General features: G+C 69.9%; 10 protein-coding genes, 2 tRNA genes and 1 pseudogene. 4 read left to right on the forward strand and 9 right to left on the reverse strand.

All coding sequences use genetic code 11. The annotated features are described in order from the left end of the window. The 3 genes from ACIQ3R_RS11075 to ACIQ3R_RS11085 all read right to left on the reverse strand — a co-directional run. Positions 1–89, reverse strand: an 89-nt coding sequence (locus ACIQ3R_RS11075) for a GTP-binding protein (RefSeq protein WP_304700188.1), incomplete at its 3' end; no start/stop codon positions are given. A 42-nt stretch (positions 90–131) separates the two neighbouring features. After that, positions 132–205, reverse strand: a tRNA-Gly gene (locus ACIQ3R_RS11080). Between the two features lie 50 nt (positions 206–255). Continuing rightward, positions 256–342 (reverse strand) — tRNA-Tyr (locus ACIQ3R_RS11085). 312 nt (positions 343–654) lie between these two features. Here ACIQ3R_RS11085 and ACIQ3R_RS11090 point away from each other — a divergent pair. The 3 genes and pseudogenes from ACIQ3R_RS11090 (at position 655) to ACIQ3R_RS11100 (ending at position 2280) form a co-directional block, all read left to right on the forward strand. Further along, the gene (locus ACIQ3R_RS11090) at positions 655–1293 is read left to right on the forward strand and encodes a 23S rRNA (guanosine(2251)-2'-O)-methyltransferase RlmB (protein ID WP_397418431.1); all 639 of its coding nucleotides are present in this window, start codon (positions 655–657) and stop codon (positions 1291–1293) included. A 55-nt stretch (positions 1294–1348) separates the two neighbouring features. Further along, positions 1349–1438 (forward strand): annotated as a pseudogene (locus ACIQ3R_RS11095) (PEPxxWA-CTERM sorting domain-containing protein); the annotation flags it as partial. 107 nt (positions 1439–1545) lie between these two features. Beyond that, complete coding sequence (locus ACIQ3R_RS11100; RefSeq protein ID WP_397418433.1) at positions 1546–2280, forward strand: TerC family protein; 735 nt, start codon at positions 1546–1548, stop codon at positions 2278–2280. Positions 2281–2286: 6 nt separating this feature from the next. Here ACIQ3R_RS11100 and ACIQ3R_RS11105 read toward each other — a convergent pair whose 3' ends face one another. Further along, positions 2287–3072 (reverse strand): NUDIX hydrolase, encoded by a 786-nt coding sequence (locus ACIQ3R_RS11105; RefSeq protein ID WP_397418435.1) that lies wholly within the window; start codon positions 3070–3072, stop codon positions 2287–2289. 46 nt (positions 3073–3118) lie between these two features. Further along, complete coding sequence (locus tag ACIQ3R_RS11110) at positions 3119–4237, reverse strand: DUF2336 domain-containing protein (protein ID WP_397418437.1); 1119 nt, start codon at positions 4235–4237, stop codon at positions 3119–3121. Positions 4238–4420: 183 nt separating this feature from the next. Here ACIQ3R_RS11110 and ACIQ3R_RS11115 point away from each other — a divergent pair, with 183 nt between their 5' ends. Next, positions 4421–5617 carry a CaiB/BaiF CoA transferase family protein gene (locus ACIQ3R_RS11115; protein ID WP_397418439.1) on the forward strand — a complete coding sequence of 399 codons (1197 nt, stop codon included), beginning with the start codon at positions 4421–4423 and terminating at the stop codon, positions 5615–5617. Positions 5618–5622: 5 nt separating this feature from the next. On the opposite strand, the gene ACIQ3R_RS11120 is transcribed toward ACIQ3R_RS11115, so the two are convergent. The 4 genes from ACIQ3R_RS11120 to ACIQ3R_RS11135 all read right to left on the reverse strand — a co-directional run. Then, entirely contained in the window at positions 5623–6492 is an 870-nt protein-coding gene (locus ACIQ3R_RS11120) for a hypothetical protein (protein WP_397418441.1), read from the reverse strand. 180 nt (positions 6493–6672) lie between these two features. Beyond that, a complete protein-coding gene (locus tag ACIQ3R_RS11125) occupies positions 6673–7500 on the reverse strand; it encodes a transglycosylase SLT domain-containing protein (protein ID WP_397418443.1) in 828 nt (275 codons plus the stop codon). 212 nt (positions 7501–7712) lie between these two features. Continuing rightward, on the reverse strand, positions 7713–8882 hold the full coding sequence (locus tag ACIQ3R_RS11130) for an acyl-CoA dehydrogenase family protein (RefSeq protein ID WP_397418445.1): 1170 nt from the start codon (positions 8880–8882) through the stop codon (positions 7713–7715). After that, on the reverse strand, positions 8879–9305 hold a 427-nt coding region (locus ACIQ3R_RS11135), incomplete at its 5' end, for an NAD(P)/FAD-dependent oxidoreductase (RefSeq protein ID WP_397418447.1). The genes ACIQ3R_RS11135 and ACIQ3R_RS11130, both read right to left, overlap by 4 nt.

A 9305-nucleotide genomic window follows, 5' to 3' on the forward strand; every position in this document is an offset into this window, starting at 1 on the left:
GCCGTCAACGTCGTCTTCCCATGGTCAACGTGACCAATCGTGCCAATGTTGCAGTGCGGCTTGTTGCGTTCGAACTTCTCTTTGGCCATCAGGGTCCTGCCGACTTAACTTGAGCTACGGGATCAAGGCGCTGGAGCGGGTAGCGGGAATCGAACCCGCATCCTCAGCTTGGAAGGCTGCTGCACTACCATTGTGCTATACCCGCCAACCAATGGTGGGTCGCCCATCGCCTCGTGGTTCAGTCGTTCCGGCGCGTGGTGGGGGAAGTAGGACTCGAACCTACGAAGCCATTACAGCAGGGGATTTACAGTCCCCCCCCTTTGCCACTCGGGACATTCCCCCAGCGCGCTCGGCGCCGACCCGGGCCATCCGGCGGGCCGGGCCATTTGGCTCGGGCGGGGCTTGTTTCGGCCTCTCGCGCGGTCCAAAAGCGGCGGCCCACCGAGGGGGTCCCAAATCGGAGCGCGTCTTATAGTGGCCTCGAACTCCGAACGCAACGACACCCGCCCCGCAGGAAAAGCGGGAGCAAAGCCGGGCCACAGGTTCCGTCCGAAAGGGCGTTCGGAGCGCTCCGGCGGTCCTCCGGAGGATGACTGGATCTGGGGTTGGCACGCGGTATCCGCCGCACTTGGCAATCCGCGCCGAGGGCCGCTCATGCGCCTCCTGGCGACTCCGGACCGCGCCCGCCAGATCGAAGCCGCCCACGGTCGCCAGAGGGCGCTCGAGCCCGCCGAGGCCCACGCCATAGGTCTGATTCTCCCGCAGGGCGCGGTGCACCAGGGCGTCGCGCTACGTCCCGGGAATCTACCCGACGTCGAGCTGGCCGACTTCGCGCCCGCACCCGGGGCCGTGCTCCTTATGCTGGATCAGGTGACCGATCCTCAGAACGTCGGCGCGATCCTGCGCTCGGCGGCGGCCTTTGGCGCCGCTGGCCTCATCCTGCAGGATCGCCACGCCCCCAAGCTCTCGGGCGCGCTCGCCAAGGCGGCCGCCGGAGCGATCGAGCATGTGCCGGTGGCGCGGGTTGTGAACCTGTCCCGCGCGCTCGACGACCTCGCCAGAGCCGGCTGGCGCAGCGTCGGCTTGGCTGGAGAGGCCGATCTCAGTCTTGCTACAGCGTTGGACGGCGGCCCCACCGTGCTGGTGCTCGGCTCCGAAGGTGAAGGCCTGCGCCGACTGGTCGGCGAACGCTGCGAGGCTCTGGCCTCCATCCCAATGCCGGGCGGCTTCGAGAGCCTGAACGTCTCAGCCGCCGCCGCGATAGCCCTATACGAAGCCTCCAGACCCCGCTGACAAAGCCCAGCGGTCGGCGACTAAGCCCGCGTGCGGCCCGGTACAGACGCCCGCGCCCTTCACCTGGGCCCTCCTGATCCTCGGCTTCGGCGCCGTGGGCGCGGCCATCCGTTCGCAACGCTTCCGGCGGCTCAGCCCCGCTTGAGGTGACACGTCGCGGCGGGCGACGGGGGTTGGACACCGAGCTTTCCCCGTCCGCGGAGGCGCGTTCGATGGTTGCAGGCTGGGCCGGCCTGACGCATTGAAGCGTGGATGTTGGACAGCCTATTCACGCCCGGTGCCATGTCGGCCCTTCTCCAGGTTCTGATGATCGACCTGGTCCTGGCCGGCGACAATGCGGTCGCGGTCGGCCTCGCCGCCGGAGGGCTGCCCCAGGAGCAACGCCGCAAGGCCATCCTCTACGGCCTGATCGCCGCAGTCGTCCTGCGGATCGGCTTCGCCCTGATCACCACCCAGCTTCTGGGCATCGTCGGCTTGCTGTTCGCCGGCGGCATCCTGCTGCTGTGGGTCTGCTGGAAGATGTGGCGCGAGCTGCGCGACCAGGCCCAGGACGACGAAACCGCCGCCGAGGCGGTGCTGGACGATGACCCGTCGACCGAGCCCTCCGCCGCCATCGCCGGCCGTCAGCCCAAGACCTTCCGGGCCGCCTTCCTGCAGATCCTGATCGCCGACGTCTCCATGTCGCTCGACAATGTGCTGGCCGTGGCCGGCGCGGCGCGGGAGCATCCGGCCATTCTGGTGTTCGGCCTGGTGCTGTCGATCGCACTGATGGGTGTCGCCGCGACCTGGATCGCGCGCCTGCTGCATCGCTATCGCTGGATCGGCTTCGTAGGCCTCGCCATCGTGCTCTATGTGGCGGTCCACATGATGTGGGAAGGCCACCGCAGCGTCGTCGTCGATCTGGGCCATACGCCGGCCTACAACGCCGTGATGCCCGACATGCTCGACATCGGCCCCGCCGAAGAGGCCAAGATCCGGGCACACTGAGGGGGGCTATCCCCCGATGCGGCTCATCGGTTCGGCCACCACACCGTAGCCCGCATCGGACGGCAGCACGAGAACGCGCCCGTCCGGCCGGTCCTCAACCACCGGCAGCACTGTGACCAGCGTGCGGGCGTCTGCGCGCGCCACGCAGTCGGCGGCGCTTTCGGCCTCGGCCAGCAGCTGCACGTTCATCCGCGTGGGAAAGATCACCGTCCGCTCGCCGGACTTCTCCAGCCGCAGCACCTCGGCGGGCGAGATCCACTCCGCGTCCACCGTTTCACGGCCGTCGCAGGCCGCCACCTGATCGTCCGGCGCCCGCACCGCATAGAACCAGGTGTCGAAGCGCTTGGGCATCATCGTCGGCGTGATCCAGCGGGCGAAGACGGTCAGCGCGTTCAGGTCCAGACGCACGCCCAGTTCGCGAACCACGTCCAGAAACGCCCGCTCCCCCCGGTCAACCGCCGCGCGCACCTCGGGATCGCAGGCCTCGCCGAACGTCGCGCCGTCAAGGCGCTCGGCCAGCAGGATCCCCGCCTCCTCGAAGGCCTCCCGGATCGATCCGATCCGCAGCGCCCGCTGGTCGACGTCGTGGTCGTCCCAGCCCAGACAGTGATCCGCCCAGGACGGGTCATGGTCGCCCGCATGGGTCTTGCCGCCCGGAAACACCAGGGCGCCCGAGGCGAAGTCGATCTGGTGATGGCGCTTCACCATCAGGACCTGGAACTCCGGCGCATCCCGCAGCAGCAGGATGGTTCCGGCGGGGCGGACTTCGGCGGGTTGTCGGGCTTCGCTCATGATCTCAAGCCTGCGACGGTGACCGGGCGGAAGTCCACCCCCGGGATCAGTGCGCCGTCCCCGCGACTGACAGGCGCGACAGCAGATAGTCCGCGTCCTCCCGCACATTGGCCTCGGGATGGGTCAGCACCCGCTCGAGCATGCGCGCCTGGAAACGCTCCCGGTCCCGCGCCCCGCCGTCGAGAGACAGGTCGTGGAATGTGTCCACCGCCGTCCGGAAGGTAGGGAACATCCGCGCCGGCAGCCCCGCGCGCTCATAGATCGCCTTCAGCCCCAGCGGCCCGGAGTCGTGGATCATCAGCCAGGTGCGATGGTGCGGCACGCCCGACAGTTCCGCCACGCCCCACTCGAACACCGCCATCTGACCGTGGGCCAGGGCCCGGAGCAGGAAGGTGGCCGACAACCGATTTCGAGCCGCCAGATCGGCGACAAAGCCGCGCACGTCGTCGGCGCGCGACGCCTGATCGATCAGGTCCACGGTCGCCTGGTCGGTCGCGCCGGTCGCGAAGGCGTCCGCCGCCCGGGGATCCACCCCATGATGCGTCACCAGGTGCGCCCGCACCTGATCGCCCACGAGGCCGATCAGCTTTTCGCTGACCGCCAGCGGCAGCACGCTGCGATAGGCGATCGCCGCCAGCACCCGCTCCGAGGTCTCGAAGCGATCGATGATCCGGGCCATGTCCGGCGCATCGAACCGGGCGCCGGGGTTGGCGCAGGCCACGGTCACCGCGCGCTCACAGCCGTGCTCGGCGAAGCTGGCCGTCACGGTCGGCGACAGCTCCGGCCGGCGGGCGATGGCCACCTGGCGCACAGGTCCGCCCAGCCGGACGATCTCGGTCAGGTCCGCATCGCTGAACGCCGGCGAGAAGCTCAGCATCGGCAGGCAGACGCTCTCCACGTCCTTGGCCAAGGCCAGGGCCACGTCATGGGGCACCAACGGTGAGGCCTTGAGAGTCTCGGAGATCGCCTGCCGCACGCGCTCGGCCGCATCGGCCGCCATCACCCGCAGGATCTCGCCCGCCAGCTCGCGGTCGGCGTCGCTCAAGGGTGCGGTGTCGATGGAACGGCAAAGCTTGCGCGCGGCCGCGGCCCGCTCGTCAGGGCTCGCGCCCTTCACCAGGCAGCGGATGTCCGCATCTGTCAGCGCCGATCGTGTCGTCGCCATCGCCCCTGCCCCAGACGCCAGCCTCGAAGAGCGCGCGCGAAGCACCGCCCTCGGTCCCCAGAATCGCCGGGCCCGCCTTAACGAGAGGTTGTCAGGGAGGGCTCCGGTTAAGTTCTTGTTCTTGGACCGCGCCTGACGTGGCGGCGAGGTGCTAGTTTGGGGCGTTGGCAGGGAGGCGTGGTCTTGGTTCTTGAAGGTCTGAAGGTGGTCGATTTCTCGGCCTATATCGCCGGTCCCGGCGCGGCGGGCATCCTCGCCGACTGGGGAGCCGAGGTGATCAAGGTGGAGCGGCCGGGCGGCGACGCCATGCGCCACGTCTTCCAGGATCTGGCCAATCCGCTGGGCTCCAACCCCACCTTCGACGTCGACAACCGGGGCAAGCGCGGCGTGGTGCTCGACATCACCAAGCCCGAGGGCCGGGAGGCGCTGGCCAAGCTGGCGGCCGAGGCCGACGTGTTTCTGACCAATGTCCGGCCGGTGTCGCTCAAGCGCTACGGCCTGGATGACGCGACCCTGCGGGCGGCCAATCCCCGGCTGGTCTATGCGGTGATCACCGGCTACGGCCTCGAAGGGCCCGAGGCCCACCTGCCCGGCTTCGACGTCACCGCCTTCTGGGCCCGTTCGGGGCTGGGCTACATGACCGCGCCCAAGGGCGCCGAGCCTTTCCTGCGCACCTCCGGCGTGGGCGATCACGCCACCTCTCTGGCCACGGTCTCGGGCATCCTGGCGGCGCTCTATGAGCGCAACCGCACCGGCCAGGGCCGTCTGGTCCAGACCTCGCTGCTGGTCTCGGGCGTCTATCTGATGAGCTCGGACATGGCGGTGCAGCTCAAGCTCGGCCGCGTGGCCTCGGGACGCCCGCGCGAGAACCCGATCAACGCCATCGCCAACTACTACCAGAGCTCGGACGGTCGCTGGTTCGTGCACAACCCGCGCGGCGCCAGCGGCGGCTGGGAAGCCTTTGTCACCGCCGCCGGCCGAGCGGACCTGATCACCGACGACCGCTTCGCCTCGGGCAAGGCCCGCCGCCAGAACGCCCGCGACCTGGTTGTCGAACTCGACAAGGGGTTCCGCGCCCTGCCCTTCGACGAGATCGCCCGCCGCCTCGACGCCGCCGATCTGGTCTGGGCGCCCTTCCAGACCCCGGGTGACGTGGCCTCGGACGCGCAGGCCATCGCAGCGGGCGCCTTTGTCGAGATCGACGACGGCCAGGGGGGAACCTACCGCTCGCCGGCCGCGCCGGTGCGCTTTCCCGGCGCCGACGCCGACCACCGGCCCGCCGCGCCCCGCCTGGGCGAACACACCCGCCAGGTGCTGGCCGAACTCGGCTACGATGAGGCCCGGATCGAAGCGATGCTGGCGGCCGGCGCGGCGGGGTAGCGCGGTCAGACCCAACCCCGTGACCGACGCTCGCCGGGCTCCGGCGGTTCGACCGGCACGTGCTCAACTTCGCACCCGGAGCCGAAGTTTCGGATCAGGGGCGCGTTCTGAGCGGCGTGGTCGGGCGTCAGCCAGTGGCCGATGGGGTAAGCGGGCTTGTGCCACGCGCCGGTGGCTTTGACCTGGACGCCGCCGGTGCGGGGATCGGCCTTGAAGCTGACGCTGCGCACCATGCCGGTGGCGGAGTCGACCTCCGTCTCCCACCGCACCATGACAACATCGAGCGGCGGCCGGGCGCTGCGCGGCGGCTCGACCGGGCGCTGGTGATAGACCCGCGGCGCACGGACCCGGGCCAGCCAACGCAGGTGGGCGAGCTGGACCGCGGCCAGGCGTGCAGTCTCGGGCCGGGCCGACCGGGCGATGATCCAGCTCTCGTCGGCGAGGCGGTCGACCTCGGCCTCGCGCGCCAGGACCAGGGCCTGGGCGAACTCGGGGTGGCGGGACATCCAGGTGTAGAGCCTGGCGCGGCAGGGCATTTCGGGATCGCGCAGGATGTCGTCGATGCGCTCGCCCTCCGCCACGCGGACGACGATGGCGTCGGCGATCTCGGGCGTATAGCCGGGCGACTTGCCCGAGACCGGCCGGGCGCCGGCGAGGCGGGCCTGGCGGAAGCGTTGGTCGAAGGCGGGGATGTCCTCCGCCCACCGCTGAACGGTTCGGCGCGAGGGCATCCCCTCGCCTCCACAGATGGAGCTGAGGGACTCTCCGGCGGCGGTCCGGCGGCAGATTTCGTCCTCAAGATGTCGCGAATGCTGGACGTAAGAGCGGTTTTCTTCGGGGTTTTCCTCAAGAAAATCAGTGGCGGCGGATTCCATGCTGCGACATCTCGGGGCTGGCCGCGCGGGGAGACGCGGCGAGGTTTGGGGGGGCGAGATCGTAGCGTGGAGGGGTGGGGGTGTAAAGAACAAATACGGAACAACTTGGACGCGTTGCGATGTCGTCAGGGTCGGACCCTGCAGAGGGCGGGAGCAAATCGGTATAGTGTCCCCGTAATGTCAGGCGTCGCGGCTGTCCTGCAGCAGTTTCAGCATCTCGCTGGTGAAGAGGGAACCGGCGACGCCGGAGGCGCCGTCTCCTCCCAGTCCGGAGGTTTCCGGGCCGTCGCGGCCCAGGATCATGGCCACCAGGGCTTCCTGACGGGCGAGGCGCGCGGCGCGGTCGCCGCCGGCGAACTGGATGTAGCCGTCGCTGGCGGCGGGGGAGTCCGCGGGGCCCACGGCCTGACCCGCGCCGCCGGTGCGGGTCAGATTGGCGTAAACCTCGCCGACCGTCGCCGCGCGGCCGTCGCGATAGAAGATCGAGCGGTTGGCGCGGGCCGCCTCCGGGAACAGGCTCGCCGCGCTGGCGCCGGGCTGGCTCTCCACCGCCCGGATCAGACGCGCCGAGCCCTGGGGGCCGAGGAAGTGGGCGGCGTACAGCTCGCCCGCCGTCGGCGCGCGGCCGACGCGACCGGACAGATAGGCGGCGTGATCCGAGGCCAGCTCGCCGGCCATCAGGGAGGCGGCGTGGGGATCGAGCTTGAGATCCATCACCGCACGGCGGGCCTCGGGATCGACCCGGTAGCGGCCGTCCGACCCGCGCTCGATGCGCGCGGCGTAGTCGCCGTATCCGTGGCGGGCGCCGTGCTGTTTCAGGGTGGCGAGCCAGGTCTGGTCGACGAACTGAAAGAGGCCGGCCGCCGAGGAGGTGGAGGCCTGAGCGCGGGGATTGAAGCTGCTCTCCCGCGCGGCGGTCTTCATCAGGAAGCCGAAGTCGACGCCCGTCGCCTTCGAGGCGCGCTGGATGGCGCCCTCCACCACGGCGCGGATGCCGGAAACCGCCATGCCCGGGAAGTGCCCCAACATGGTTAACGGGGCGTTTCAGTGATCCTGGAAGAACACCGCTGAAGACGCGGAATGGAACCACGGAACGCACCGAAAACACGGAAAACGCCGCCTAGCGGCGGATCATGCGCGATCACGAGCCGTTCTGCGCTTTCTGCGGTTCAACTCTTCGACGGCGCTCCGCGCCGTCCCTTCCGTGAGTTCCGTGGTTCCTAATAGCTCTTGGGCAGGCCCAGGACGCGTTCGGCGATGTAGTTGAGGATCATCTCGCGGCTGACCGGCGCGATACGGGCGATCATGGCCTCGCGGAAGTAGCGCTCGACGTCGAACTCCTTTGCGTAGCCCATGCCGCCATGGGCCATCACCGCGGCCTCGCAGGCGTTGAAGCCCGCCTCGGCGCCCAGGTACTTGGCCGCGTTGGCCTCGGCGCCGCAGTCGCGGCCGGCGTCGTGCAGGGCGGCGGCCTTGAAGGCCATCAGATTGGCGGCCTCCAGCTCGGCCCAGGCCCGGGCGAGCGGGTGGGCGACGCCCTGGTTCTGGCCGATGGGGCGGCCGAAGACCACGCGATCCTTCGCGTAGGCGGCGGCGCGGCCCAGGGCGGCCCGGCCCAGGCCCACCGCCTCGGCGCCGATCAGCACCCGCTCGGCGTTGAGGCCCTCCAGCAGGTAGCGGAACCCCTGCCCTTCCTCACCGACCAGATGCTCGGCCGGGACGTGCAGATCGTCGATGAAGACGGCGTTCGACTCCACCGCCTTGCGGCCCATCTTGGGGATCGGCGTGGCGGTGATCCGGGTGCGGTCGAAGTCGGTGTAGAAGAGCGACAGCCCCTCGGTCGGGCGCTTCACCTCGGTCTTTGGCGTGGTCCGGGCGATGATCAGCATCTTGGTGGCGCGCTGGGCGTTGGTGGTCCACATCTTGCGGCCGGAGATCACGTAGCCGTCGTTGGTGCGCACGGCGCGGGTCTTCAGGCTGGTGGTGTCGAGCCCCGCGTCCGGCTCGGTCACGGCGAAGCAGGTCTTGTCCTCGCCCGAGATGATCCGGGGGATCGCCGCACGCCGAAGCTCCTCCGAGCCGAACTTCACCACCGGCATCAGGCCGAAGATGTTGAGATGGATGGCGCTGGCGCCGGAGAAGCCCGCGCCGCTCTCGGCCACCGCCTGCATGATGATGGCCGCCTCGGTCAGGCCCAGGCCGGCGCCGCCCAGCTCCGTGGGCATCGCCACACCCAGCCAGCCGGCCTCCGCCATCGCCGCCACGAAGTCTTCCGGGAACACGCCGGTCTCGTCGGTCTTGCGCCAGTAGGCCGCATCGAACCGCTCGCAGAGCCGGGAGACGCTGTCGCGGATCGCCTGCTGTTCATCAGTGAGCCAGAAGCCGTTCATGCCCTCTCCCGAAACCGTACCGGATCGAGCCGGGCTGCGAACGGCCCTGGATCGCTCCCCATGACGTAGGCACAGATCACATCCGCGACCAGCGGCGCCAGCAGCCACCCATTGCGCCGCGCGCCGGCCGCGACGAAGACGCCCGGACCGTCCGGACCGACGAGCGGCAGTCCGTCCGGCGTCGCCGCCCTGACGCCAGCCTCGGCGCGCCAGTCATGGTCCGCCAGACCCGGAAACAGCCTGAGCCCCGCCGCCCTTAGCGGCGCGGCCGCCGCCGGGTCGGCGGTCGCATCATCAACCCCGGTCTCCATGGTGGCCCCAAACACCATCTCGGCCCCAGGGGTTGCATAGACGCCCTCGCCCCGCACCACCGCGCCTGCGGCGGGCGCGGGGACTCGAACCAGCTGGCCCCGGATCGGTCGC

This window comes from Phenylobacterium sp. (assembly GCF_044371015.1).
Classification (GTDB): Bacteria; Pseudomonadota; Alphaproteobacteria; order Caulobacterales; family Caulobacteraceae; genus Phenylobacterium.

What these genes read in the sequence shown, in the direction of transcription:
- ACIQ3R_RS11130 (WP_397418445.1), bottom strand. Translation starts at nt 8,882, where the DNA reads ATGAACGGCTTCTGGCTCACTGATGAACAGCAGGCGATCCGCGACAGC.
- ACIQ3R_RS11100 (WP_397418433.1), top strand. Translation starts at nt 1,546, where the DNA reads ATGTTGGACAGCCTATTCACGCCCGGTGCCATGTCGGCCCTTCTCCAG.
- ACIQ3R_RS11090 (WP_397418431.1), top strand. Translation starts at nt 655, where the DNA reads ATGCGCCTCCTGGCGACTCCGGACCGCGCCCGCCAGATCGAAGCCGCC.
- ACIQ3R_RS11105 (WP_397418435.1), bottom strand. Translation starts at nt 3,072, where the DNA reads ATGAGCGAAGCCCGACAACCCGCCGAAGTCCGCCCCGCCGGAACCATC.
- ACIQ3R_RS11110 (WP_397418437.1), bottom strand. Translation starts at nt 4,237, where the DNA reads ATGGCGACGACACGATCGGCGCTGACAGATGCGGACATCCGCTGCCTG.
- ACIQ3R_RS11120 (WP_397418441.1), bottom strand. Translation starts at nt 6,492, where the DNA reads ATGGAATCCGCCGCCACTGATTTTCTTGAGGAAAACCCCGAAGAAAAC.
- ACIQ3R_RS11125 (WP_397418443.1), bottom strand. Translation starts at nt 7,500, where the DNA reads ATGGCGGTTTCCGGCATCCGCGCCGTGGTGGAGGGCGCCATCCAGCGC.